19 protein-coding genes are annotated in these 24560 nt (G+C 76.1%); 12 read left to right on the top strand and 7 right to left on the bottom strand.

Going from position 1 to position 24560, the window contains the following annotated elements:
* The first annotated feature begins 91 nt into the window (after positions 1-91).
* Positions 92-2377, top strand: a complete 2286-nt coding sequence (locus ACI783_RS09170) for a hypothetical protein (protein WP_457140159.1) — start codon at positions 92-94, stop codon at positions 2375-2377.
* Between the two features lie 28 nt (positions 2378-2405).
* On the opposite strand, the gene ACI783_RS09165 is transcribed toward ACI783_RS09170, so the two are convergent.
* The gene (locus tag ACI783_RS09165) at positions 2406-3263 is read right to left on the bottom strand and encodes a DUF998 domain-containing protein (protein ID WP_457140158.1); all 858 of its coding nucleotides are present in this window, start codon (positions 3261-3263) and stop codon (positions 2406-2408) included.
* A 99-nt stretch (positions 3264-3362) separates the two neighbouring features.
* On the opposite strand from ACI783_RS09165, the gene ACI783_RS09160 reads away from it, so the two are divergent.
* Positions 3363-3737, top strand: coding sequence for an ArsR/SmtB family transcription factor (locus ACI783_RS09160; RefSeq protein WP_457140157.1), 375 nt, complete (start codon positions 3363-3365; stop codon positions 3735-3737).
* On the top strand, positions 3734-4393 hold the full coding sequence (locus ACI783_RS09155) for a cation transporter (RefSeq protein WP_457140156.1): 660 nt from the start codon (positions 3734-3736) through the stop codon (positions 4391-4393). Before ACI783_RS09160 ends, ACI783_RS09155 begins: the two co-directional genes overlap by 4 nt.
* A gap of 5 nt (positions 4394-4398) precedes the next feature.
* Here the strand turns inward: ACI783_RS09155 and ACI783_RS09150 are convergent, their stop codons facing one another.
* Positions 4399-4845, bottom strand: a complete 447-nt coding sequence (locus tag ACI783_RS09150; RefSeq protein ID WP_457140155.1) for a hypothetical protein — start codon at positions 4843-4845, stop codon at positions 4399-4401.
* Between the two features lie 108 nt (positions 4846-4953).
* Between ACI783_RS09150 and ACI783_RS09145 the strand changes: the two genes are divergently transcribed.
* Complete coding sequence (locus ACI783_RS09145) at positions 4954-6471, top strand: Mur ligase family protein (protein WP_457140154.1); 1518 nt, start codon at positions 4954-4956, stop codon at positions 6469-6471.
* Between the two features lie 43 nt (positions 6472-6514).
* On the top strand, positions 6515-7735 hold the full coding sequence (locus tag ACI783_RS09140) for an MFS transporter (protein WP_457140153.1): 1221 nt from the start codon (positions 6515-6517) through the stop codon (positions 7733-7735).
* A 46-nt stretch (positions 7736-7781) separates the two neighbouring features.
* Here the strand turns inward: ACI783_RS09140 and ACI783_RS09135 are convergent, their stop codons facing one another.
* The 4 genes from ACI783_RS09135 to malQ form a co-directional block, all read right to left on the bottom strand.
* Positions 7782-7982: a hypothetical protein gene (locus ACI783_RS09135; RefSeq protein WP_457085194.1), complete on the bottom strand. Its 201-nt coding sequence runs from the start codon at positions 7980-7982 to the stop codon at positions 7782-7784.
* A 113-nt stretch (positions 7983-8095) separates the two neighbouring features.
* Positions 8096-8419 carry a hypothetical protein gene (locus tag ACI783_RS09130; RefSeq protein WP_457140152.1) on the bottom strand — a complete coding sequence of 108 codons (324 nt, stop codon included), beginning with the start codon at positions 8417-8419 and terminating at the stop codon, positions 8096-8098.
* A gap of 648 nt (positions 8420-9067) precedes the next feature.
* Positions 9068-9415: a hypothetical protein gene (locus ACI783_RS09125; protein ID WP_457140151.1), complete on the bottom strand. Its 348-nt coding sequence runs from the start codon at positions 9413-9415 to the stop codon at positions 9068-9070.
* Positions 9416-10017: 602 nt separating this feature from the next.
* A complete protein-coding gene (malQ, locus tag ACI783_RS09120) occupies positions 10018-11940 on the bottom strand; it encodes a 4-alpha-glucanotransferase (RefSeq protein WP_457140150.1) in 1923 nt (640 codons plus the stop codon).
* Between the two features lie 373 nt (positions 11941-12313).
* On the opposite strand from malQ, the gene ACI783_RS09115 reads away from it, so the two are divergent.
* On the top strand, positions 12314-13078 hold the full coding sequence (locus ACI783_RS09115; protein ID WP_457140149.1) for an ABC transporter substrate-binding protein: 765 nt from the start codon (positions 12314-12316) through the stop codon (positions 13076-13078).
* Positions 13079-13099: 21 nt separating this feature from the next.
* Here ACI783_RS09115 and hrpB read toward each other — a convergent pair whose 3' ends face one another.
* Positions 13100-15598, bottom strand: a complete 2499-nt coding sequence (gene hrpB / locus ACI783_RS09110; RefSeq protein ID WP_457140148.1) for an ATP-dependent helicase HrpB — start codon at positions 15596-15598, stop codon at positions 13100-13102.
* A gap of 66 nt (positions 15599-15664) precedes the next feature.
* Here hrpB and ACI783_RS09105 point away from each other — a divergent pair, with 66 nt between their 5' ends.
* The 6 genes from ACI783_RS09105 (at position 15665) to ACI783_RS09080 (ending at position 24476) form a co-directional block, all read left to right on the top strand.
* Positions 15665-17791 (top strand): elongation factor G-like protein EF-G2, encoded by a 2127-nt coding sequence (locus tag ACI783_RS09105; protein ID WP_457140147.1) that lies wholly within the window; start codon positions 15665-15667, stop codon positions 17789-17791.
* Positions 17788-19437, top strand: a complete 1650-nt coding sequence (locus ACI783_RS09100; protein WP_457140146.1) for an SLC13 family permease — start codon at positions 17788-17790, stop codon at positions 19435-19437. The genes ACI783_RS09105 and ACI783_RS09100 overlap by 4 nt, the downstream gene beginning before the upstream one ends.
* Before the next feature lie 107 nt (positions 19438-19544).
* Positions 19545-20750, top strand: a complete 1206-nt coding sequence (locus ACI783_RS09095; RefSeq protein ID WP_457140145.1) for a cation:proton antiporter domain-containing protein — start codon at positions 19545-19547, stop codon at positions 20748-20750.
* A gap of 129 nt (positions 20751-20879) precedes the next feature.
* Positions 20880-21929: a TIGR03885 family FMN-dependent LLM class oxidoreductase gene (locus tag ACI783_RS09090; protein ID WP_457140144.1), complete on the top strand. Its 1050-nt coding sequence runs from the start codon at positions 20880-20882 to the stop codon at positions 21927-21929.
* Positions 21930-21940: 11 nt separating this feature from the next.
* Positions 21941-23620, top strand: coding sequence for an alpha-amylase family protein (locus ACI783_RS09085; protein WP_457140143.1), 1680 nt, complete (start codon positions 21941-21943; stop codon positions 23618-23620).
* 142 nt (positions 23621-23762) lie between these two features.
* Positions 23763-24476, top strand: a complete 714-nt coding sequence (locus tag ACI783_RS09080; protein ID WP_457140142.1) for a hypothetical protein — start codon at positions 23763-23765, stop codon at positions 24474-24476.
* The last annotated feature ends 84 nt before the right edge of the window (positions 24477-24560 follow it).

Raw genomic sequence — 24560 nt, 5'->3', positions numbered from 1 at the left:
TCGTGTCTAGCATCGCCCTCGGGTCGGCAGTGCTGTCGGCGCCATCCATCATGCCCCGGCCGGCCGACCCCGGCCCGCCTCGAGGACGTGCGTGATCTCGTACAGCAACCCGACGAACACCCAGGAGTGGGCCGCGGTCGGCCTGGCCGCCGGTCGCCCTCCCGTCGTGCCGGACACGTCCCCGAAGCGGGCGCCGTCCGGGAGCTCAGCCCGCAGCGGGCAGCCAGCCGGGCGCCCCCGTGCCGCGTCCGGGCTGCTCGGCGCGGTGGCTGCCGCGCTGGCCCTCGGCGTGCTCCTCTCGCTGCTCGGTGAGGAGGTGGGCTGGGTCACGACCCTCCGTGCGGCGGCCGCCGTGGCCGTCCTCACGGCCGTGCACAGCGGCATCGCCGCCGTCGCCCTGCCCCGGGCCGGCGTCCTGGTCCGGCTGCTCCTCGGAGCGGTCACCGGCCTGGCGGTGGCCGGGATCGGCGTGTGGATGTCCGGCCTGGTCGACTGGTTCGCCTTCCGGTGGCTGGTGGTGGCCCTGCCCGCCCTGGTCTGGTTGCTGCCCGCGGCCCGGGCCGGCTGGCGGCTCGACGCGGCACCGGGTCACTGGGTGGCGCGTGCCCGGCGGTACGGGCCCGTCCTCTGGGGGGTGGCCGGGGCCTGGCTGATCGCGGCCCCCACCCTGGCCGAGCGCATCGGCGCCACGGCGGGTGACGTGGCCTTCCGTCAGTACTACGTCGACGTGAGCTGGCACATCGCGCTCACCGCCGAGGGGCTCGACCGGGCGCCCGAGGTCTACCCGTGGATCCCCGACGTCCCGATCGGGTACTCCTGGCTCTTCTTCGGCACCCTCGCCTTCCTGGGCAACCTGACCGGCGCGACCGCGGCCCAGCTCGTGCTCGCCATCGGGCCGACGCTGATGGCCGTCCTGGTGCCCGTGGGGCTGGCCGGGGCTGCCTGGGTGGTGAGCCGCAGCCGGCTGGCCGCCGCGCTGGCGCCGCTGCTGTTCGCGGTCATGCGCGGCCCGGTGTTCGCCTCGATCGAACAGGTGCAGCAGACGCCTGGCTGGGTGCTGATCAACCGTGACTCCACCAACGCCCTCGTCCTCGCCGTGATCGTCCTGCTGGTGACCCAGGCGCGGGGTGGCCCCGGACGCCGTACGGCCCAGGCGGCCTCGGTCCTGCTGCTGTTCGTGCTCACCTTCGCCGCCGCCGGTGGCCGGGGCGGCGCCGTCGTGCCGATCCTCGGGGCCGCCGGCCTGGCCTGGCTCTCCGGGCTGCGCTTCCGTGACCGGCGGTGGCTGCTCACCTGTTCGGCAGCGGCGATCGGGGTCGCGATCGTCGCCGCCACCTTCGGCGTGACCCGCTCATCCGGGAGCTTCCGCCTCGACCCGCTGACGTTCCTCCCGGAGCGGTCCGCCGGGACGCACGGTGCGATGGACCTGCAGCTGGCCGCCATCGCCGTCATGCTGCTGATGACCGCCTCGCTGCTGCTGATCGGCCGGGGGATCCCGCAGGCCGCCGTGGCTCGGCCGGTGCTGATCGGCGGGGCGATCGCCGGAGTGGCGGGCCTCTCGCTGTTCGGCCACCCGGCGTTCTCCCAGCTCTACTTCTTCCACGCCTGCTGGCCGTTCCTGGTGGTGGGGCTGGCCGTCCTGCTCGCGGGCGCGGTGCGCGCCCTCGGGGCGCTGGTGCTGCTCCCGGCGGCCGCCGCCGTCGTCGCCACCCAGCTGGTGTTCCAGCCGCCGGAGTTCCTCCCCGTGTCGCCGTGGCCGGTGCGCGCCGGGGCGGGCGCTCTGCTGGTCCTGGTGGTGTTGGTCGCCGTGGGCCTCGTCCTGGCCCGCCGGCACGGCGTGCTCCGCGGGCTCGTGGGCGCGCTGCCGGTGCTGGTGGTCGCGCTGCAGCCCTGGGCGTTGCCCGAGGTGCTCCACCCGTCGATCATGGTCCTGCCCGCCGCGACGGGCGGCACGGTCAGCGACGGGCAGTTGGCGGTGCTGGCCGAGCTGCGGGAACGGTCCGATCTCGACGACCTGGTGGCGACCAACAAGCACTGCCTCGGCGGGGACGTCGCGGCGGGCTGTGACCCGCGGTGGTTCACCGTCGCCGCCTTCGCCGAGCGTCGGGTCCTGGTCGAGGGCTGGTCCTACGACTACACGTGGACGACGTCGGGGAACGACAACGCGCCCTACTGGGATCCCGAGCTGCTCCGCGCCAACGACGGCTTCATCGCCGCCCCGAACCCGCAGGACTGCGAGGTGCTGCGGGGCGAGGGCGTCGAGTGGCTGTACGTCGACCACCGGGAGGCGTGGAGCCCCGCCCTGGCCGAGTACGCAGACCTCGTGGCGGGCGCCGACGACGCCTCGCTCTACCGGCTCCGCCCCGGCTGCGGCTGAGCCCGGGGCGGCCCCCCGCTGACGTGGGTCAGCGGCGGGGTGCCCAGGGGTCCTCGGGGTCGAAGTCGTCAGGCTCGTCGTCGGCCGGCCCGGCGGCGGTCGCACCGGTCGCCGTCGCGGGCGGCTGGGTCGGGGCCTGCTGGGCCGTGGAGGACCGGGTCGTGGACGGCTGGGGGCCCCGCTGGGCCGCCGCCTCCAGGGCGGCGTCCCGCTCGGCCGCCCGCTGGGCGCGCGCCAGCCGCGCGTCCTCCCGCAGCTGCCGGCGCGACGGCGAGCCGTCGGGGTTGGTGAGCCGCCACCAGCCGTCCTTCTGCCGCCACAGCGCGATCCCGGCGACGGTGAGCCCGATCGGGATCACGTAGGCCGCGACCCGCTCCATCCCGCCCTCGCCGAGGAAGAGGAAGACCGCGGCGCCGAAGAAGATCGTGCCGATGACGCCGATCAGGCCCAGGACCGCCAGGGTCGTGCCCAGTGTCTCGGACCTGGGGCGCACGCCGTAGGCCAGGGCGATGAGGCCGATCCCGCCGCCCAGGAAGTGGGCTGCTGCCGCGACCTCGTGCACCGCTGCCACCGAGTCGGCGGGGAAGAGCCCGACGAGCAGCACGCCCAGGCCGGCGACGGTGAGCAGCACCCGGGCCAGCCGGCCGCCGAGCCCGGCGAGGCCGGGGCCCAGGAGCAGGGCGCCGGCGGTGATCAGCAGGCCCTGCAGCACGAAGGAGCCGTTCATCAGCAGCCGGGCGGGGGAGTCGCCGGCGCCCAGGTCGCTGATCACGTCCCGGGAGTAGGAGTAGCCGCCGTACCGGGCGGCGGCGATCGCCTCGACGGCGAAGAACTGCAGGGTGAGCACCCAGGCCACCCCGCCCCAGCGGTACCGACTGTCCGTCACGGGAAGCCATGGTCCCAGCCCGGCCTGTGCGTGGTGCACCACGGTCCGGTCATGTCATCCTTACATCCGTTGAGATGTTCGGACGATGAGGGGACCCCTGTGGACGACGCCTGCGACCTGCTGTGCCTGGACCTGCCGCACGCCGAGGAGGTGCGCGCCCGCCTGCTTCCCGCCGACCGCTCGACGTCGGCCGCGGAACGGGCGAAGGCGCTGGCCGACCCGACGCGCCTGCGGGTGGCCGCGGCGCTGGCGGCCGGCGGCGAGCTGTGCGTCTGCGACCTGGCCTGGGTCACCGAGCTGGCGCAGAACCTGGTGTCCCACCACCTGCGCCGGCTGCGGGCCGCCGGCCTCGCCGACGCCCGGCGGGACGGCAAGCTGGCGATGTACCGGCTCACCCCGGCCGGCACGGCGTTGCTGACCGCGCTGGTCGGGGTGCCCCAGGAGGCCGGCGCTCCCGAGGAGGTCGGCCGGTGAGCGCCGTCGCTGCGGACCGGGCGGTGCTGGTCCGCCGGGTGCGGCTGCTGGTCGCCGCAACGATCAGCTGGAACGTGGTCGAGGCGGTGGTGGCGATCAGCGCCGGCATCGGGGCGTCCAGTGCCGCGCTGATCGGCTTCGGCCTGGACTCGGTCGTCGAGGTCTCCTCGGCGGCGGCGGTGGCCTGGCAGTTCGCCGGCCGGGACCCCGAGGCGCGGGAAAGGGTGGCGCTGCGGATCATCGCGGTCGCGTTCTTCGCGCTGGCCGCCGTGGTCACCGCTGAGGCGCTGCGACTGCTCCTGGGCGGCGCCGAGCCACGCCACTCGACGGTCGGGCTGGTGCTGGCCGCGCTCAGCCTGGCGGTGATGCCACTGCTCGCCCTCGCGCAGCGGCGCACCGGGCGGGCGCTGGGCTCGGCTTCGGCGGTGGCCGACTCCCGCCAGACCCTGCTGTGCACCTACCTGTCCGCGGTGCTGCTGGCCGGGCTGCTGCTCAACAGCACGCTGGGTTGGTGGTGGGCCGATCCGCTGGCGGCGTTGGTGATCGCGGCCGTCGCGGTGCACGAGGGGCGAGAGGCCTGGCGGGGGGACGCCTGCTGCGGCCCCGCGCTCGTCACGCCGGCCGACGCCGGCGACGGCTGCTCCTGCTGCGACTGACCTCCTCAGGCCGGCCGGTCGCCAGGCTCGACCCGGGCCAGCAGGGCGGCGTACTGGCCGGCCGACAGCCAGGACGGGTTGCTCCCGGCCGGCATCCGCACGACCTCGGCGGTGGCGAAGGCGCCGTCGGCGAGCAGCTCGGCCCGGCCCACCGGCTCGGTCAGCCGCCGCCAGTGCACCCGGACGACGGGCCCGCGCTCCGGGTCCTCCTCCGGGGTGGCGGCGATCGAGCCCAGCGCGTGCACGCCCGGCCGGTCCCGGCCGCTGACCCACAGCACGCACGGCTGTCCGGGACGCAGCAGGGCCAGCCGGTAGGACCGGCGCACGCACCGGTCGACGGTCACCGCCCCACCCGGTGCCCAGCCGGGGGCGACGGCGTCGGCCGGATGGCTGCTCTTGAGCAGCCAGGCGCCGATGTCGGAGGGGACGAGGTGAGGTGCGGCGGAGGGCACCCGGCGAGCCAACCAGGCGTGGCGGTACGGCACCGTCCGAGTCCGGTCGGTGGTGGGCCATCCGAGCTCGAACTGCCGGACCGGCGGGTTCCGCTTAGCGTTCGGGGCGTGCCGCTCCCCGTGGTCCCCTGGTCCGCCGTCGGACACCGCGCGAGCGGCCTGACCGCTGGATCGGTGCGCCGCGAGGGTGGCCGCGACGACCTGCCGCTGCGCGGACTGGTGACCGACTCCCGGGCCGTCACCCCGGGCGCGCTCTTCGCCTGCGTCCGCGGCGGCCGCACCGACGGTCACCGGTTCGCGGGCGCGGTCCGGGACGCCGGCGCCGCGGCCCTGCTCGTCGACCACCCGGTCCCGGTGGACCTGCCCCAGCTGGTGGTGCCCGCGGTGCGCCCGCTGCTCGGCCCGCTGGGTGCCCTGCTGGCCGGCGACCCGGCCGACGAGCTCCGGCTGGTCGGGGTCACCGGCAGCAACGGCAAGACGACGACGAGCACCCTGGTGCGCGGGGTGCTGGGCGCAGCCGGGGAGTGCGCCGGCGTCGTCACCACCCTGGGTGCGCGGGTCGGCACCGAGCAGCGCAGCACCCGGCTGACCACGCCGGAGGCGCCGGAGCTGCACGCGCTGCTGCGCTGGATGCGCGACGAGGGCGCCACGAGCGCCGTGGTCGAGGCGTCCTCGATCGCGCTGGACGTCGGCCGGGTCGACAGCGTGCACGTGCAGGTCGCCGTCTTCACCGGCTTCGAGGAGGACCACCTCGACCACCACGGCACCCTCGAGCAGTACTGGGCCAGCAAGGCGCTGCTGTTCCGCCCGGAGCGCGCCGACAGCGCCGTCGTGGTCGTCGACGACCCGTGGGGACGGCGGCTGGCCGACCAGACCGAGGTGCCGGTGACCCGCGTGGCGACCACCGCGGAGGTGCCCGCCGACGTCCGGGTGCTGCGGTGGCGGACCGGGCCCGCGGGCACCGCGCTGCTGGTCGCCGACGACGGCGGTCCGCACCGGGTGCGCTCGCCGCTGGTCGGCCAGGTGCACGTCGGGAACATCGCCGCGGCCTGGGCGACCGGCCGTTCCCTGGGGCTGGACCCCGAGACGGTCGCCGCCGGGATCGCCGGCACCGCGCCGCCCGCCGGGCGCAACACGCTGCTGCGCGGAGCAGCGGGGCCGCTGGTCGTCGTGGACTACGCGCACACGCCCGGGGCGCTGGCCGCCGCGCTGCGGACCGCCCGCGGGCTGAGCGGCCCCGGCGGCCGGGTGCACCTGGTGCTCGGCGCCCGTGGTCGCCGGGACCGGTACAAGCGGCAGGGGCTCGGCGTCGCGGCGCGGGCAGCCGACGAGGTGTGGCTGACCAACGAGGGCAGCCACGGCGAGCGGCCGCAGGCGATCGTCGACGAGCTCCGGGTCGGCCTCCTCGGCGGGGCCGCCGTGGTGCGGACCGTGCTGGACCGCGGGGAGGCGATCGCCGCCGCCGTGCAGGCCGCCGGGCGGGCCGACGTGGTGCTGATCGTCGGCCGAGGGCACGAGACGACGATGACCGACGACGGTGACCCGGTGCGCTTCGACGACGCCGAGGTGGCCCGGGCGGCGCTGGACGACCTCGTGGACGAACTGGTGGCCGAGCGGGCCGGCTGACCCGGCACGCGGTGCCCCCGCTCACAGCGGCAGGCTCGGCACCATGACGGCAGCGGGGGAGCAGTGGGCGGGCCACCGGGTCGGTGAGCCGGGCTTCCGCCGCGCCGCCGCCGCGGTCTTCCTGGCCGGCCTCGCGGTCTTCGCCACCCTGTACGCGCCGCAGACACTGCTGCCGGAGCTCACCCGTGCCCTCGGGGTCTCCCCGGCCGCCTCGACCTTGGCGATCTCGGTCAGCACCGGGGCGCTGGCGGTGGGGCTGCTGGTGCTCGGGCCCGTCTCCGACCGGCGTGGGCGGACCCCGGTGCTGCACGCCTGCCTGACCGCCACGGCCGTGCTCTCGGTGCTCACCGTGTTCGCACCGGCCTGGTGGGTGCTGCTGGTGCTGCGCGGCCTGCAGGGCTTCGCCCTCGCGGGGCTGCCCGCCGTCGCCGTCGCCTACCTGCGGGAGGAGCTGCACACCTCGGTCAGCGGCCGGGCGATCGGGCTCTACGTCAGCGGGACCGCGATCGGCGGGCTCTCCGGCCGGCTGCTCACCGGCCTGCTCACCGAGCTCGGCGGCTGGCGGGCGGCGCTGGCGGGCGTCGCCGTGCTGGCGGTGGGGTGCGCGGTCGCCGTCCGGCTGCTGCTGCCCCCGTCCCGGCGCTTCGTCCCGCTGGCCCGGGAGGGTCCGCTGAGCCGGCAGCTCACCGCGGCGTTCACCGACCCGGCACTGCTGGCGCTCTACGGGGTGGCGGCGCTGCTGATGGGCGGCTTCGTCGCCGTCTACAACGCCGGCACCTTCCGGCTGGAGTCGGCGCCGTACTCGCTGTCCCCGGCGATCACCGGCCTGGTGTTCCTCGCCTACCTGCTCGGCTCGGCCAGCTCGCCGGTGGCCGGCTGGCTCGCCGACCGGCACGGACGGCGGGTGGTGGTGCCGGGGGCCGTGGCGGTCATGGGGGCGGGCATCGCGCTCACCGTCCCGACGCCGCTGTGGTGCGTCGTGCTGGGGGTGTGCGTGCTGACCACCGGCTTCTTCGCCGCGCACGGCGTGGCCAGCGGCTGGGTCGCGGCGCGTGCCCAGCGCGGCGGCCGACCGGTCGGGCAGGCGGCCTCGCTGTACGCGTTCTGGTACTACGTCGGCTCATCGGTGGGCGGCACCCTCGCCGGGCGGGCCTGGCAGGACGGCGGCTGGCCACCGGTGGCGCTGCTGGCCGGCGGCTGCACCCTCGTGGCGCTGACGCTGAGCCTGGCGCTGGGCCGGACCCGCCCCCTGGGCGGGGGCTGACCCCGGGACCGGTGGCCCGGGGTCAGCCCCCGGGGGAGTCAGGGCCTCACTCGGTGGCGTTGTGCTCGTACGCGCCGGCGGGGTCGGCGTCGTCGGAGCCGACCGCCTGGCGCTCCAGCTCGGTGCGGTGCTCCATCGCCTCGTCGGACAGGTGCGGGTCCTTGGCGTGCTCGCTGCGGTCCCGCGGGGCCGGCTCGGTGGTCTCCATCACGTCGTCGAGCGTCGGCTCGTCGCTGGGGCTGGTCATCCTCGTCCTCCGCTCTCCTGCGTCCGGCTGGTCCGGACCGTCGGGGAGTGGGGTATCCCGCGGGACCCGGGCCGCAAACCGGACCGGTGGGGCCGGGGCGGCCCGGGCGGGCATCAGCCGCGCTTCAGCTGCTCGGCGGGGAGCCAGGCCTCCACCAGCACCGGACCGTGCTCACCGGCGACGGTGTAGGCGACCCGGCCGTGCCAGCCGTCCTCGCGCTGCCGCCACTCGACCAGCAGGCCCGGCCAGGTGCCCGGCGCATCGGGCGGGTCGTGCACCCAGCAGTGCCGCCCGTGCCCCTGCCCGCCCGGCCGGCGGGCATCGGCTGCCGTCGGTGGCGGGGCGGTGGCCGGAGGTGGTGGAGGTGAGGGCGCAGTGACGCCCGAGCGGGCGGCGCGGTCGGCCAGGGAACCGACGCCCTGCCGCCCTCGGTGCATGCCCCCAGCCACCTGACGATGCTCTCACGTCGTCGAACGCACGTTCGACCGGAGCGCCGGCGTGCGTGTCAGGTGCCGCGCCGCGGTGACCCGCAGGATCCCTGGACCGGGCTGCCGGCGCCGCCCCGCGGACGGGCGTCGCCGCCGGCCGACACCCGCCGCCACTCCCGCGGGCTCATGCCGAGGCGGGCGCGGAACCGGCGGCTGGAGTGCGACGGGTCGCCGAACCCCCTTGAAGCCGCCCGCCGAACACAGGCGGTGGAGCTGCCGAACCGACATCGTGTGGGCGGCCGCCACCGTCCCCGGTCCCAGCTCCGGGTCTGCGAGGTGCCGGAGCACCCAGGACCGGACGTTCCTCGACTGCACCTCGTCGGTCGGTGACCCGGGCTGGTCGGCACCTGCGGCCGAGGCGAGCAACGCCCGGGCGAGCTCCACGGTGGCGGTCGCCACCGCAGCCGCCTGCGGGTCGTGGGAGAGGCGTTGGGCGTCCCGGGTGGCCCGGGTGACGTGCTCGCGCACCAGGTCGTGCAGCGGGCTGGCCGCCAGGCGGGGGACCGCCCGACGGACGACGTCGGCTGACAGGGCCAGCCGGCTCAGCGGCACGTGCAGGGCGCGGCCGGTGCAGTGACGCCCCTCCCAGTCGAAGGTCTAGGGCGCCGTGAGGTCGGCGGCGGTGAACGCCCCGGGCGCCACGCGGCGGAGGAGGTCTGCCTGCCCGTGACGAGCGTTCCCGCTCTCCTGCACGTGGAGGGACACCACCGGCGGTCGGTCGTCCCCGCGTCGCGACCGGCGGTGCCCCAGTGAGAGCGCGCCGGTGAGGGCGGCCCGGGTGACGGTCAGCCCACCCGGCTCCCAGGCGTCCAGCCGGGCCGCCAGCGGCGCGTCGGCGTCGTGCAGCTCCACCCGGGAGGTCATCCCCGCCTGCAGGCGCTCGACCACGGCGGCCGGCCGGCGGTCGGCGCCGGTCAGCTGCCGGCTGTCCAGGAGCGTGACCATCGCGCCTCCCCGTGCGGGTGGTCGGCGACGCTGCCGCGGGCACCGTCATCGTGCGCCATCGTGAGGTCACCGGGAAGTGGTGCAGCCGCGGCCGGACCGGTCACCCGCGCACAGTCGTGCTCCGCCCACCGAGGGTGGGCACAGCACGAAGAGCTCGTACCGGGGACGGGGCGGCGAACAGTCGTGGGGGGGGGGGGGGGGGGGGGGGGGGGGGGGGGGGGGGGGGGGGGGGGGGGGGGGGGGGGGGGGGGGGGGGGGGGGGGGGGGGGGGGGGGGGGGGGGGGGGGGGGGCGGGGCGGGCGGGGCCGCCCAACCCTGGGGCCCGGCCCCGGGGGGGGGCGCCCCCCCCCCACTTCCCGGGGACTGCCTCCGGGTCGGGCCCCGGCGCGGACAGGCCGGGTGGGCGAGCGGCAGGCAGGGGCCAGCACCGGGCAGCGACAACAGCACCGGGCAGCGACAACACAGTCCGGCGACGTCGTCGTCCCTAGCGTGCTGCCCCCACCCAGGCCGAGACGATCAACGCCGACCTGCTGGAGTTCGTCCGCAGCTGACGCGTGCGGCCGCCGAGCCGGGCCGGGCAGGGTGCCCGGCCCGGCTCGGCGTCAGCTCTTCTTCTTCCTCGCGCGCGTGGCCTTCTTCGTCGTCCTGCGGGGCCGCTCGGGCTCGGCAGGCGCCGGCCGCAGCCCCTCGGCGAGGATCCCGGCCACGGCCTGCACGCCCGGGTGGCCGGCGAGCTCCTCGGTGGGCACCGGCAGCGGGAGGCACCAGTTGGGCCGGTCGGTGGTGCCGGGCATGTTCGGTCGGCGTTCCACGGCCAGCGCGTCGTCCAGCGTCGCCGACAGCAGTGTGGACGGCGCCGTCGCCAGCCGCCGGTGGGCGGCCTCGACCGCCTCGACGGGCGTGGCATCGGCCGGGACCGACGTCAGCCGCGCCAGCAGGGAGGCCCGGCCGCGCTCCAGCTCCTCGTCGGTGCCGACCCCGTGCTCGCGCTGCTCGGCGAGGTCCGACCCGGTCCACAACCCGGCCACCGTGGGCAGGTCGTGGGTGCTGATCGCGGCCATCGCCTCGGCCGGCCACTGCGCCGGCTCGTCCTCCTCGAACCACAGCAGGCGGTAGGACAGGATGCCGTGCTCGGCCATCGCCTCCCGCACGCCCTCCTCGACGGTGCCGAGGTCCTCGCCGACGACGATCGCCTGGGCGCGGTGGCTCTCCAGCGCGACGATGTCGAGCATGTCCTCGTAGGGGTAGCGGACGTACGCGCCGTCCGCGGCCCCACCACTGGCCCCGGGCCCCGACTGCGGCACCCACCACAGCCGGAACAGCCCCATCACGTGGTCGACCCGCAGGCCACCGGCGCCGGCCATGGTGGCCCGGATCGACTGGATGAACGGCTCGTAGTCGGCGGCCTGCAGGCGCCAGGGCACCAGCGGCGGGGAGCCCCAGTCCTGGCCCTGGCTGTTGAAGGCGTCCGGCGGGGCGCCGACGCTGACCCCCTGGGCCAGCACGTCCTGCCAGGCCCAGGCGTCGGCGCCACCACCGGCGACGCCGATCGGCAGGTCCTGGATCACCGTGATGCCCTCGGTGGCCGCGCGCAGCTGGACGTCGAGCAGCCACTGCAGCCAGGCGTGGAAGGCGACCTCGCGCTCGTGCCCGGCGGCGAAGTCGACCGCACCGGCGCCGCGCGGGTCGCGCAGCTCCTCGGGCCAGGTGTGCCAGTCGGGCCCGTGCACGTCGGCGATCGCACACCAGGTCGCCCAGTCCATCAGCGGCTGCCCCTGGTGCCACCACCAGTCGCGGAACGGGCCCTCGTCGATCCCGGCGTCGAACACCCGCTGCAGCACCCGGCGCTTGACCGCCCAGATCGCGTCGCGGTCGATCAACTCGCCGTCGTTCAGCGCCCGGCCGGCGTCGGCCTCGGCGTCGACCGCCTCGATCCCAGGCACGTCGGCGATGCGCAGGTACACCGGGTTGCGGAACCGGCGGGTGGCCGGCAGGTAGGGGCTGTCCTCCTGGCCCTCGGTCGGGGCCACCGCGTGCAGCGGGTTGACCAGCACGAAGCCGGCGCCCTGCGCCTGGGCGAACTCGCGCACGGTGCGCAGGTCGCCGAGGTCGCCGATGCCCCAGCTGTCCCGCCCGCGGGTGGCGTACAGCTGCACCGCCCAGCCCCAGCCGCGCCAGCCCTCGGGCAGCCAGCAGCGGCCGGGGGAGACGATCAGCCGCCGCTCCCGGCCGTCGGCGGTGCGCAGCCGGTGGTAGCCGAGCGGGAAGTCCTCGGGCAGCGAGCCGTCGACGCGCCGGACCGCGCCGTCCTCGCAGGTCACCTCCGCACCCTCGACCTCCAGCGGGTCGCCGGGGCGGGCCACGATCGGGGCCCGGTCGAGCAGGTCGGTCGGCGGGTGGCCGATCACCTGCCGCAGCAGTTCGATCGTCTCCTCGGAGACGGTGTGCTCCTCGTCGAGGGCGTCGAGCCAGCTGGCGTCGATGCCCCAGGCGTCGGTGGTCGGCTTCGCGGGCGTGCTGGTCACCCCCTGATCCTCTCCGCTGCCGGCCGCCGCTGCCGGATGAGCAGCCCAGGTCACGTCGGGCGGCCGCACGGCAACGAGATGAGCACAACCGGTGGAGCAGATTGGTTAGGCAAGCCTACCCTCATGTAGAAACACCGCATGATCACTGATCAGGCCCCTCCCGCCAGGTCGCGCCCTCGCCGTCCCCCTCACCCTGCTGGCCGGCTGCGGTTCCGACGCCGAGGACGACACCACCGCGGCCCCCTCCTCGAGCGAGGCCAGTGCCTTCCCGGTCACCATCGAGCACGCCTACGGCACCACGGAGATCCCCGAGGAGCCCACCCGGGTCGTCTCCCTCGGCTACACCGAGCAGGATGCGATCCTCGCCTTCGACGTGGTCCCGGTCGCCGTCCGCTACGCCTTCGGCCCCGAGGACGATGTCTTCTTCCCCTGGGCCGACGAGGCCGCCGGTGACGCCGAGGTGGAGATCCTGCCCCGCGCAGAGGTCGACCCGGAGGCGGTCGTCGCCCTCGACCCGGACCTGATCGTGGCCGTCACCGCCGGGCTCACCGAGGACGAGTACGAGACCTTCAGCGCCATCGCCCCCACCGTCGTCCAGCCGGCGGAGTACACCGCGTTCGGAACCCCGTGGCAGGAGCAGACCCGGGTCACCGGGCAGGCGCTGGGGCAGCCCGAGCGCGCCGAGGAGCTCATCGCCGACGTCGAGGCGCAGATCGAGCAGGCCCGCGCCGACCACCCCGAACTCGAGGGGAAGACCGTCACCCTCTCCGGCCCGGCCTACGAGGGGGAGTACCCCTTCCACACCTCCGCGGACACCCGCACCCAGTTCTTCCTCGACCTGGGCATGACCGTCGACCCCGCGCTGGACGCCGCGGCCGACAGCGAGTTCTACGGCACGGTGAGCCGCGAGGAGGCCCGGATGCTCGAGGCCGACCTGATCGTCTTCCAGTCCGGCTCGGACGCCGAGCGGGCCGGCATCGAGGGCGACCCGGTGCTGTCCGGCCTGGGGACCGTCATCGACGGCCGGGTGGTCTTCGCCGAGGGGTCGGACTACGACGCCCTGCAGTTCTCCAGCGCGCTGAGCCTGCCCTACCTGCTGGACGACTTCGTGCCGGAGCTGTCCGCCGCCCTGGGCTGAGCCCGCGCTCGGCGCCAGCTCTCACGCCGACCCGCCGCGCGGTTTCGTGCGGCGGGTCGGCGTCGCCGTGGCCGGGTCCTCCGGCCACGGGTGGCGCGGGTAGCGGCCGCGCAGCTCGCTGCGGACGGCGGGCCACCCGGTGACCCAGAAGCCCGCCAGGTCGCCGGTGGTGGCGATCACCCGCGAGGCGGGGGAGAGCAGCTGCAGGCGCAGCGGCCGCCCGGCGACCACCGGGGCGTCGGCCCAGCCGAACACCTCCTGCACCCGCACCGACAGGGTGGGCACCGCCGGGTCGGTGTAGTCGACCCGCAGGCGCGAACCGGTGGGCACCTCGACCCGCTCGGGCACCACCTCGTCCAGCCGCCCGGCCAACTGCCAGGGCACCAGCGCCTGCAGCGCCGCGGCGACGTCGACCCGCTGCAGCGCCGCCCGGTCCCGGGCCGCGGCCACCGCGGGGCTGTCGGCGAGCGCGGCCAGCAGCGCGGCGTCGTCCACCGCAGGCCACGGCTCACCGAGCCCGACGTGCGCCGCGGCGAGCCGCTCGCGGAGCGCGACGGCGGCCGGCGTCCAGCGCAGCAGCCCCAGCCCCTCCCGGCGCAGCCCCTCGGCGAGGGCCGCGCCCACCGCCGCCGGCTCGGGGTCGGCCAGCGGCCGCTCGGTGAGCACCACCGCGCCCAGCCGGTCGGCCTGCACGGCGCGCACGTCGCCGTCGCGCCAGGAGACCTCCGGACCGGTGCGGCGCACCGACGCGCCGGCCTCCAGCGCGGTGGCCTCGTCGACGGCGACCGCCAGCCGGACCCGCGCATCGGCCCGGCCCGGCGCCCGGTCGGCGGCGGCCACCGCCAGCCAGGTCGCGCCGCCGAGCGCGGTGCCCGGCGTCAGCTCCGCGCCGGTCCCGGCCGCCAGCAGGTAGGTGCGCTCCGCGCCCGGCCGCCGGTGGGCCAGCCACTCCGGGTGCGCCAGCCCGACGACCAGCCCGGCCGCCTGGTCGTCGGGGACCGCCCGGTTCGGCGGCGCATCGGGCACCGCCCGCGTCAGCCGGTCGGCCTCCTCCCGCCACCGGGCGGCCGGGCCGCCCCTCGCGCCCCGCAGCCCGCGCCACTCCGCGACCAGGTCGTCCGACCGGGGCGCGAGGTCGGTCGACAGCAGCGCCACCACCTCCGCGGCGCGCCGCCGGCCGACCAGCGGCGCGCCGTCGAGCAGCGCCCGGGCCAGCCGCGGGTGGGCGCCGACCGCGGTGAGTGCGCGGCCGCGAGCGGTCACCCGCCCGGCGTCGTCCACGGCCCCCAGCTCGCGCAGCGCCGCCCGGGCCACGGCGAACGCGGCCTCGGGTGGTGCGTCGGGGAGCGCCAGGCCGGTGGCGTCGGGGGAGCCCCAGCAGGCCAGCTCGAGGGCGAAGCCGGTCAGGTCGCCGACCGCGATCTCCGGCTCGGCGGTGGCCGGCAGCCGGTCGTGCTCGGCGGCCGACCACAGCCGGTAGACCCGCCCGGGCGCCTCCCGGCCGGCGCGGCCGGCGCGCTGCACTGCCGCCGCCCGCGAGACCCGGACCGTCACCAGCGCGCCGAGCCCCCGGGCGACGTCGAAGCGGGGCACCCGGGCGAGTCCGGCGTCGACGACCACGCGCACCCCGGGCACGGTCAGGCTGGTCTCGGCGACGTCGGTGGCCAGCACGACCCGGCGCCGCGGGCCGGGGGTCAGGGCGGCGTCCTGCTCCGCGGCCGGCAGCCGGCCGTGCAGCGGGCGGACGTCGGCGTCGACCCCGGCGAGCCGGCCGGCCACCCCGCCGATCTCGGCCGCGCCGGGCAGGAAGACCAGCACGTCACCGGTGGACTCGGCCAGCGCCCGGCGCACCGTGCCGGCCACCGCGTCCAGCAGCCCCGGGTCGACCCACGTGCCGTGCGGCGGGGTCACGACCGGTCCGGGTGGGCACCAGACGGTCTCGACGTCGTGCAGTGCGCCGGTGGCCTCGACCACCGGGGCCGGGACGCCGTCGCCGCCCAGCAGGGTGGCCAGCCTCGGTGCCTGCGCCGTCGCCGACATCGCCAGCAGCGCCAGCTCCGGGCGCAGTGCGGCCCGCGCGTCGACGCCGAAGGCCAGGGCGAGGTCGGTGTCCAGCTGCCGTTCGTGGCACTCGTCGAGCACCACCGCGGCGACCCCCGGCAGCTCCGGGTCGGCCTGCAGTCGCCGCACCAGCAGGCCGGTGGTGACCACCTCCACCCGGGTGGCGTGGCTGCGCCGGCTGTCGCCGCGCACGCTGTAGCCCACCGACCGCCCGACCGGCTCGCCGACCAGCGCCGCCATCCGCCGGGCGGCTGCGCGGGCAGCGACCCGGCGGGGTTCGGCGACCAGCACCCGTCCCGGCAGGCGGTCGGCGAGCGCGAGCGGGACCAGCGACGTCTTGCCGGTTCCGGGTGGGGCGACGAGCACCGCGCTGCCCGCGGCGGTGAGCGCGTCGGTGAGCCCGGGCAGCACGGCGCGGACCGGCAGGTCGGCGCCCGGTGTTCCCGGCGGTGGCAGCACGCGGACAGTCTTCCCGGCCGGGAGGAAGACGTCCGCCCCTTGTCCTGGGACGTGATACAGGCCACAGTGGCTGCTCGGGACGACGTCGTCTGCGTGGAGGTCCAGGTGGCCGGTCAGGGCAGGGAGAACGGCAGGGATCGACCGGGTGCTCCAGCGCCCCGCCCGCCGGACCGGGTGCGCAACGTCGCGCTGGTCGGGCGGGCGGGGGCGGGGAAGACGACGCTGGCGGAGGCGCTGGCGGCCGCCACCGGCGCGGTGCCCCGCGCCGGGCGGGTCGAGGACGGCACCACCTGCCTGGACACCGACGAGGTGGAGGTGCGGCTGCAGCACTCGGTGACGCTGCACGCGGCCACCGTCGAGCACGACGGCCACCGGATCACCCTCTTCGACACCCCCGGCTCCCCGGACTTCCTCGGGGAGCTGCGAGCCGCGCTGCGGGCGGCGGACGCCGCGCTCTTCGTCGTCTCCGCGGTCGCCGGGGTCGACGCCGGCACCGTGCAGCTGTGGGACGAGTGCGCCGCGGCCGGCCTGCCGCGCGCCGTCGTCGTCACCCAGCTGGACCGGCCGCGGGCCGACGTCGCCGAGGTGGTCCGCTCCTGCGCGGCGCAGCTGGGCGCCGGAGTCCACCCGGCCCAGCTGGTCGAGGGCGGCGCCCTGGTCTCCCTGCTGGAGCCGGGACCGGGGTCACCGGAGGCCGACCGGCTGCGGGCCGAGCTCATCGAGGCGGTGATCGCCGAGAGCGAGGACGAGACGCTCCTGGAGCGCTACCTCGACGGCGCCCCGATCGGCCTCGCCGAGCTGGTCGCCGACCTGGAGACCGCGGTGTCCCGGGGCGCGTTCCACCCGGTGCTGTGCGCCTCCCCGCTGACCGGGCTGGGCATCGGTGACCTGCTGGACCTGCTGGTCACCGGCTTCCCCTCGCCGCTGGAGCGGCCCTGCCCGCCGGTGCTCCGCCCGGACGGCGCCCCGGCCGGCCGGGTGGCCTGCGACCCCGACGGTCCGCTGGTCGCCGAGGTGGTGAAGACGACGACCGACCCCTACCTGGGCCGGGTCAGCCTGGTCCGGGTCTTCTCCGGGCGGCTGCGGCCGGACATGCCGGTGCACGTGTCCGGGCACGGGGAGGGGCACGGGTGGGGTGACCGGCACCCCGACCACGACGCCGACGAGCGGGTCGGCGCGATCTCCTGCGTGCTGGGCAGCGTGCTCCGCCCGGTGGCCGAGTGCCTGGCCGGTGACGTGTGCGCGGTCGCGCGGCTGGCGACGGCGGAGACCGGCGACACCCTGTCCGCCCCGGACCGGCCGCTGGTCGTGCAGCCCTGGGAGCTGCCCGAGCCGCAGCTGCCGGTGGCGGTGGCGGCCGCCTCCCGCACCGACGAGGACCGGCTGGCCGCGGCGCTGACCCGGCTCACCCTGGAGGACCCGACCGTGCGGGTCGAGCGGCGGGCCGACACCGGGCAGCTGCTGCTGTGGTGCCTGGGGGACGCCCATGCCGAGGTGCTGCTGGAGCACCTGCGCACCCGGTACGGCGTCGCCGTGGACACCCCGCCGGTGCGCGTCGCCCTCGTGGAGACGCTGGCGGGGGAGGCGACGGTCACCGCCCGCCACGTCAAGCAGTCCGGCGGGCACGGCCAGTACGCCGTCGTCGTGGTGGAGGGCCGGCCGGGCGCGCCCGGGTCCGGGATCACCTTCGCCCAGCGGGTGGTCGGCGGGGCCGTGCCGGCGCAGTTCCACGGCAGCGTGGAGAAGGGCATCCGCGCGCAGGCCGCGCGCGGGGTGAGCGCGGACCGGCCGCTGGTCGACGTCGCGGTCACCCTGGTCGACGGCAAGGCCCACTCGGTCGACTCCTCCGACGCGGCCTTCGCCGCCGCGGGAGCCCTGGCGCTGCGCGAACTCGCCGCCGCGGCGGGCACCCGCGTGCTGGAACCGTGGTGCCGGGTGGAGGTCACCGTGCCGGTCGACGCGGTGGGCCCGGTGCTGGGCGACCTGGCCGGACGGCGGGCCCGGGTGACCGGCAGCGACGTCGGGCCCGGCCCGGAGGAGACGACGGTCCGGGCCGAGGTGCCCGAGCGCGAGCTGCTCGACTACGCCCGGGCGCTCCGCTCGCTCTCGCACGGCACCGGCAAGTTCCACCGCGAGCCGCTCGGCCACGAGCCGGCCCCGGCCGCGGTCACCGCCGAGCTGCAGCCCGCGTGAGCGCCGACCGCGGGACGCGGGAGGTCCGGACCGGCTCCTCGGCCTCGCGGGCCGGGACGCCGGTCGACGAGGACCAGCCCAACGTCACCGACACCTCCGTCCCGCCCCGGCGGCAGTGGGCCGGGCGGATCGGCGGGCCGGTGGCTGCGCTCGGCGTCTACGTCCTGCTGGCCCAGGACGATGCGCTGAGCACGGCCGGGCGCACCACCGCGGCGGTCGGGGTGCTGCTCGCGGTCTGGTGGATGACCGAGGCGCTGCCCTTGCCGGCGACGGCGCTGGTGCCGATCGTGGCGTTCCCGCTGCTGGGGGTGCTCCCGGTGGGCGAGGCCACCGCGCCCTACGCCGACCCGAACATCTTCCTGTTCATGGGCGGCTTCATGATCGCCCTGGCGATGCAGAAGTGGGAGCTGCACCGGCGCATCGCGCTGCTGACCGTGCGCGCCGTCGGCACCAAGCCGCCGCGGCTGATCGCCGGCTTCATGATCGCGACCGCGTTCCTGAGCATGTGGGTCAGCAACACCGCCACCACCGTGCTGATGCTGCCGATCGGGCTGAGCGTGCTGCTGCTCGTGCTCGACCGGGTCGCCGCGGGCAGCGGCGACGCCGAGGCCGTCGACGCGGCGGTCGACGCCGACGGGGGACCGGCCGTCACCGAGCTGATCCGGGACACCGACACCCGCAACTTCGCCGTCGCGCTGATGCTGGGCATCGCCTACGCCGCCAGCATCGGCTCGCTGGCCACGCTCATCGGCACCCCGCCCAACCTCATCCTGGCGGCGTTCGTCCGGCAGAACTACGACATCGAACTCGGGTTCGGGGAGTGGATGCTGCTCGGCCTGCCGCTGGCCGTGGTCTTCCTGGCGCTGGCCTGGCTGGTGCTCACCAAGGTCGCCTTCCGGTCCTCGCTCCGGGAGATCCCCGGCGGCAGGCAGGTCATCCAGGCCGAGCTGGAGCAGCTCGGGAAGATGTCCCGCGGCGAGTGGACGGTGCTCGCGGTGTTCGTCGCCACCGCGCTGCTCTGGGTGTTCCGGCAGCCGCTCACCGGGTGGACGGCGCTCACCGACGTGCTGCCGTTCGTCGCCGAGCTCAGCGACCCGGCGATCGCGATCGCGGCCGCGGTCGCCCTGTTCCTCATCCCGGTGAAGGCACGGGAGGGCGTCTCGGTGCTGGACTGGCACACCGCCCAGCAGCTCCCCTGGGGCGTGCTGCTGCTCTTCGGCGGTGGGCTGAGCCTGGCCGCGGCGGTCCAGGAGAGCGGGCTGGACGAGTACATCGGCGGCCAGGTCGGCGCGGTCGGTGCGCTGCCGACCATCCTGCTGGTGTTGATCACCGCGGGCGTGGTGCTGCTGCTCACCGAGGTCACCAGCAACACCGCCACGGCCGCCGCCTTCCTGCCGGTGCTCGGCGGGGTGGCGCTGGGGCTGGACCTGCTGCCCCTGGTGCTGCTGGTGCCCGCCGCACTGGCAGCCACCTGCGCGTTCATGCTCCCGGTGGCGACCCCGCCCAACGCCATCGTGTTCGGCTCGGGCTACGTCACGATCGGGCAGATGCTGCGCGCCGGCGTCGTCCTCAACGTGATCGGCATCGTGCTCATCACCGCGGCGGTCTACCTGCTCGGCGGGATCGCGCTGGGCATCACCTTCTGAGCGCAGCCACGGGCACGTTTCCCGCCGGCCGGTGGGTGGGCACGAGGCGCCGGGGCACGGGACCGGCACGTCGTCCCAGGTCACCCGAGCCGGGGTAGGAGGACGTCGTGGAGGATCTGCACCTGGGGTATGCGCTGGTCGGCAGCCTGGCGGTCGCGCTCGCCGCGCTGTCGAGCAAGATGCGCGAGCTGCCGTTGAGCGAGCCGCTGCTGGCCCTGGTGCTGGGCGTGGTCGTCGGGCCGCAGGTCCTCGGGCTGGTCGAGGTGGCCGAGCACCTGCGCTCCACCCTGGTCGAGGAGATGGCCCGGGTGCTGCTCGCCGTCTCGCTGATCGGCGTGGCCCTGCGCTACCCAGTGCGCCGGCTGCGCCCGGTCGTCACCCCCACCACCGTGCTGGTGACCGTGGGGATGGCCGGGATGGCGCTGCTCTCCGCGGGCCTGGCCTGGCTGGTGCTCGGCGTCCCGGTGGTCCTCGCCGCCCTGATCGGTGCCTGCGTCACCCCGACCGACCCGGTGCTCGCCTCCAGCGTGGTCACCGGGAAGCCGGCCGAGGAGCACCTGCCGGTCCGCACCCGGCAGCTGCTGTCGGCGGAGTCGGGCACGAACGACGGGCTGGCGCTGCCCCTCGTGCTGCTCGGGATCGCGCTCGTGCTCGGCGAGTCCCTGGGCCACGCCGCTGTCGACGGCGTCTACCAGGTGGTGGTCGGCGTCGTCATCGGGGCCGTGGTCGGGTTCATCGCCGGGCGCTCGGTCAGCTTCGCGCTCAGCCGCAACGACGTCTCCGAGGGCGCGTCGCTGGTGTTCACGCTGGTGCTGGCGATCGCGGTGCTCGGGATCGCCCGGCTCGCCAACGCCGACGGCATCCTGTCGGTCTTCGTCGCCGGGCTGGCCTACAACGCCACCGTCGCCCAGGACGAGGTCGGTCCGCAGAACACCATCGACGAGGGGATCAACCGGTACCTGGTGCTCCCGCTGTTCCTGCTGCTGGGCATCCTGCTGCCGTGGTCGGCGTGGGCCGACCTCGGCTGGGGGGCGGTGCTCTTCCCGGTGGCCGTGCTCCTGCTGCGCCGGCTTCCCGTGCTGCTGGCCCTGGCCCGCCCGCTGGGCCTGCGGTTGCGGGATGCGGTCTTCCTGGGCTGGTTCGGGCCGATCGGGGTGAGCGCGCTGTTCTACCTCTCCTTCAGCGAGGAGGAGGGCGTCACCGACCCCCGGCTGTGGGCGGCCGGCACGCTCGTGGTCGCGGCCAGCACGGTGGCGCACGGCGTCAGCTCGGCACCCGGGCGCCGGCTCTACCGCCGCGCCGCGGGCAGCTGATGATCACCTCGGCCTGAGCGGGGTCCCACGGCAGGGGAGACCCCGCGGGAGCCGGGGTGATCGTGCTCCGGGGTCGTTGCGGGGTGCACGCACCCAGCGGGTGATCACCGGACCCGCTAGGCATGCGGCATGACGGTGATCGGCTTCCACAACTCGCACGAGCAGGTGCACCCCGCCGACCTGCTCCGCGCGGTGCAGCACGCCGAGCAGGTCGGCTTCACCGCGGCGATGTGCTCCGACCACCTGGAGCCCTGGAACCCCCGGCAGGGCGAGTCCGGCTTCGCCTGGTCGTGGCTGGGTGCGGCGCTGGCCACCACCGGCCTGCCCTTCGGCGCGGTCAACGCCCCCGGCCAGCGCTACCACCCGGTCATCGTCGCCCAGGCGATCGCCACCCTGGGGGCGATGTTCCCGGGGCGGTTCTGGGTCGCGCTCGGGTCCGGTGAGGCGATGAACGAGCACGTCACCGGGCACGTCTGGCCGCGCAAGGAGCTGCGCGATGCCCGGCTGCGCGAGTGCGTCGACATCATCCGCGCGCTGCTGGCCGGGGAGGAGGTCAGCCACGACGGCCTGGTCACCGTCGACCGGGCGCGGATCTGGACCCTGCCCGAGCAGCAGCCGGCGCTCATCGCCCCCGCCGTCACCGCGCGGACCGCCGCCCGGCACGCTGAGTGGGCCGACGGGCTGGTCACCATCAACCAGCCGCACGAGACGCTGCGCGAGGTGGTCGCCGCCTACCGCGACGCCGGCGGCCAGGGCCCGCTCACCATCCAGGTGCACGTCTCCTGGGACCCCGACGCCGACCGGGCGCTGGCGGTCGCGCACGACCAGTGGCGCAGCAACGTCTTCCCGCCGCCGCTGTGCTGGGACCTGGACACCACCCGTGCCTTCGACCAGGCCAGCGCGCACGTGAGCCCGGCGGCGGTGGCCGAGGTGGTGCGGGTCTCCAGTGACCTGGGCCAGCACGCCGCCTGGCTCGCCGAGTACGTCGACCTGGGCTTCGACCAGGTCGTCGTGCACCACGTGGGCAAGGAGCAGCTGCCGTTCCTGGACGCGTTCGGCGAGCACGTGCTGCCCCGGCTGGACGTCACGTCCCCGGCGCCGGCGGTCGCCATCGACCCGCCCGGGCCCGCCGAGCCCCGCCGTCCGGCGCAGGCGCCCGAGCCCGCCGTCCTGGACTGAGGAGCAGACCGATGCGCATCACCGACACCGCCGACCTGTGGTGGAAGAACGCCGTCGTCTACTGCCTGGACGTCGAGACGTTCCTGGACTGGAACGGCGACGGCTGCGGCGACTTCGCCGGCCTCGCCCAACGGCTGGACCACCTCGCCGACCTCGGCGTCACCTGCCTGTGGCTGATGCCCTTCTACCCGACCGCCGGCCGTGACGACGGCTACGACATCACCGACCACTACGGCGTCGACCCGCGGCTGGGCACCCACGGCGACCTGGTGGAGATGATCCGGACGGCGAACGACCGCGGCATGCGGGTGATCGCCGACCTGGTGGTCAACCACACCTCCGACCAGCACCCGTGGTTCCGGTCGGCGAAGGCCAGCAAGGACTCCCCGTACCGGGACTTCTACGTGTGGCGGGGCGACGAGCCGCCGGACACCAGTGCCCAGGTGGTCTTCCCCGATGCCGAGGGCGGCATCTGGTCGCACAGCCCGGAGACGGGGGAGTGGTACCTGCACCGCTTCTATTCCGAGCAGCCGGACCTGAACGTGGCCAACCCGGCGGTCCGCGACGAGATCGCCAAGATCATGGGCTTCTGGCTGCAGCTGGGGCTGTCCGGCTTCCGGGTCGACGCGGTGCCGTTCCTGCTGGAGACGGCGGGGATGGACGAGGAGACCGCGTCGCGGTTCCCCGACCCGCACGAGTACCTGCGGGCGCTGCGCGCCTTCCTCGGCCGGCGCACCGGGTCGGGCGTGCTGCTGGGCGAGGTCAACCTCCCGTTCGAGCAGCAGGTGGACTTCTTCGGCGGCCGGGACGGCGACGAGCTGACCATGCAGTTCGACTTCGTCACCATGCAGCAGACCTATCTGTCGCTGGCCCGGGCCGACGCCGGGCCGCTGGCCGCGGCGCTGGCGGCCCGCCCGGAGATCTCCCCGGACAGCCAGTGGGGCACGTTCGTGCGCAACCACGACGAGCTGACCCTGGACAAGCTCAGCGACGACGAGCGCGCCGAGGTGTTCGCCGCCTTCGGCCCCGACCCGGAGATGCAGGTCTACGACCGAGGGCTGATCCGCCGGCTGCCGCCGATGCTGGCCGGCGACCCACGCCGGGTGCGGATGGTCTACAGCCTGCTGTTCTCCCTGCCCGGCACGCCGGTGCTGTTCTACGGCGAGGAGATCGGCATGGGGGAGGACCTCTCGGCGGGCAGTCGGCTGTCGGTGCGCACCCCGATGCAGTGGACCAGGGGTCCCAACGGCGGGTTCTCCGACGCCCCGGCCGACCAGCTCACCCGGCCGGTGGTCGACGGCGGGTTCGCCCCGGAGTTCGTCAACGTCGCCGACCAGCGCCGCGACCCGGACTCGCTGCTGTCGTTCATGAAGCTGCTCGTCCGCCGCTACCGGGAGTCCCCGGAGCTGGGGTGGGGGGAGTTCACCGTCCTCGAGCAGCCACACCCCGGGGTGCTGGCCATGCTGTGCACCTGGGACGACGCCGCGCTGATCACCCTGCACAACCTCGGGCCCGAGCCGTTGTCGGTGCCGCTCACCGTGCCCGGCTGCGGCGCCCGGCACCGGCTGGAGGACCTGCTCACCGTCGGTGCCACCCCGCTGGCCGACGACGGCGCCGCGGAGCTGGCGCTGGAGGGCTACGGCCACCGATGGCTGCGGGTGGTCGACGAGGGGAGCTGGCGGCTGCTCTGACGGACGCTGACCGTGCGACCTCGGCCGACCACGGTCGGTGAGTCCTCGCCGAGCTCCCGGCGGCCCCGGCCGCCACACCCGGTCGCCTGAGCGGATGGGTCGCACCCCGCGCCTAGCGTCGCCGCCCGAGGTGATCGAACAGATGAGTGACGAGCGAGAGGTCCGGGCCCAGGGACGGGCGGATCCCGGAGCGGGCGGCCGGGGTGGTGCGACCGCCCTCGCGGCGGACCAGGCGAACGACGAGCCGACCGTGGCGCCGGCGGCCGAGCCGGCGTCGCCGGAGACGCCACCGGGAGCGACCGGCCCGGTGCCGCTCGGCGCGGCACCGCCTGCGCCGGTGCCCGCGCCGGCCGACCCGCCGGCGGACCAGCCGGGAGCGGACCAGCCGGGAGCGGACCAGCCCGGACCGGCCACCGCCGGGGAGACGCCGTCCGCCCCGGATGACGGCACCCCTCACCCGACGACGCCGGTCAACGTCCGGCCGCGGCCACGGCCGCGGCTGCGCCGGCCCGACCCGCTGATCCGGATGGGGCCCTGGGCACCCGTGGCCGGAGCGGGGATCGGGCTCGTGCTGGGCCTGATCGTGGTGCTCTTCCTGGCACCGGCGGTCGAGACCTTCGCCGAGCGGCTGGCCGTGGTCTTCGTGGTGCTGGGCCTGTCGCTGCTGGGTGCCGGCGGCACCCTGCTCGCCGACGAGGTGCGGCTGATGCGCCGCGGTGCGTGGGCGGCCGAGGCCCGCGCCTCGGGTGCCGGGGTGATCGCCGGGCTGCTCAACGGGCTGACCCCGGCGCGGCTGCTGATCCTGGCCAGCGCCTTCGTGCTGCTGCTCAGCGCCTACGTCACCAGCGGCGGCTGAGCGCGCGCGGCGCCCGGCCACCGGCCGGGCGCCGACGGCGACGACGACGTCCGCCACGTCCCCGCGGTCGACCGACGGCAGGGT

It is taken from the genome of Modestobacter sp. SYSU DS0511 (assembly GCF_054050755.1).
Note: the sequence above shows the minus strand (reverse complement) of the source record. Positions and strands in the feature narration are given on the sequence as shown.

Excerpts from the sequence above, each read along its gene's own strand:
- ACI783_RS09090 (WP_457140144.1), top strand. The coding sequence starts at position 20,880 with ATGACGGTGATCGGCTTCCACAACTCGCACGAGCAGGTGCACCCCGCC.
- ACI783_RS09085 (WP_457140143.1), top strand. The coding sequence starts at position 21,941 with ATGCGCATCACCGACACCGCCGACCTGTGGTGGAAGAACGCCGTCGTC.
- ACI783_RS09140 (WP_457140153.1), top strand. The coding sequence starts at position 6,515 with ATGACGGCAGCGGGGGAGCAGTGGGCGGGCCACCGGGTCGGTGAGCCG.
- ACI783_RS09080 (WP_457140142.1), top strand. The coding sequence starts at position 23,763 with ATGAGTGACGAGCGAGAGGTCCGGGCCCAGGGACGGGCGGATCCCGGA.
- ACI783_RS09125 (WP_457140151.1), bottom strand. The coding sequence starts at position 9,415 with ATGGTCACGCTCCTGGACAGCCGGCAGCTGACCGGCGCCGACCGCCGG.
- ACI783_RS09130 (WP_457140152.1), bottom strand. The coding sequence starts at position 8,419 with ATGCACCGAGGGCGGCAGGGCGTCGGTTCCCTGGCCGACCGCGCCGCC.
- ACI783_RS09135 (WP_457085194.1), bottom strand. The coding sequence starts at position 7,982 with ATGACCAGCCCCAGCGACGAGCCGACGCTCGACGACGTGATGGAGACC.